Source organism: Salinimicrobium oceani (assembly GCF_012037645.1).
In genome coordinates this window covers 1-606 of the sequence record NZ_JAAVJR010000232.1, presented here as the reverse complement: position 1 = coordinate 606, position 606 = coordinate 1, and the positions used below count along the sequence as shown (strand labels likewise).

General features: G+C 44.9%; 1 protein-coding gene. It reads left to right on the top strand.

The features are described 5' to 3' along the window. Window positions 1-20: 20 nt before the first annotated feature. Window positions 21-606 (top strand): DUF389 domain-containing protein (locus HC175_RS16445; protein WP_235942651.1); only part of this gene is annotated, 586 nt, incomplete at its 3' end.

Here is a 606-nt window from a genome sequence, read left to right as displayed (position 1 = left end):
GAATTGTAGCTAGTTTTCTTATGACGCTTCTATTTCCGTTGCAAACACTCACTCCTTTGATGGAGCAAGTGAGTCAGGTATCGAAATTCGCAGTTTTGCTGCCTTTGGTTTCGGGATTTGCTGGAGCTTTAAATATTTGCCAGAGTGAAAGAGACAGCCTGGTTTCCGGTGCAGCTGTGGGTATTTTAGTGGCAGCCTCTCTTGCGCCACCGGTTGGACTTGTAGGTGCAGGTTTATACATGATGGACTGGCAGGTGGTTCTAAGCAGCCTCTTTAGAATTTTACTTCAGCTCCTTGGGATCCATATTGCGGCTACCCTGGTATTTTACTTCTACGGAAAAGTAAGTCCGCGCGGAGTGAGATTTCTGAAAGGAAGTAAGAAATTAGGGATTATTACTACCGGGGTAGTCATTCTGGGGATTGGTGCTATGATGTTCTGGCAATTCAGTCAGCCGCCATTTCTCCGGAAAGCCAGCATGAATACCGAACTTAATGAGGTTCTCAATACCGAGCTGCAAAAGATCCCCTATATCCTGGTGCTCAATAAAGATGTAACTTTTACAAACGAGAAATTTGAGGGTACTCCTGTAGCTACTTTTGCTGCTA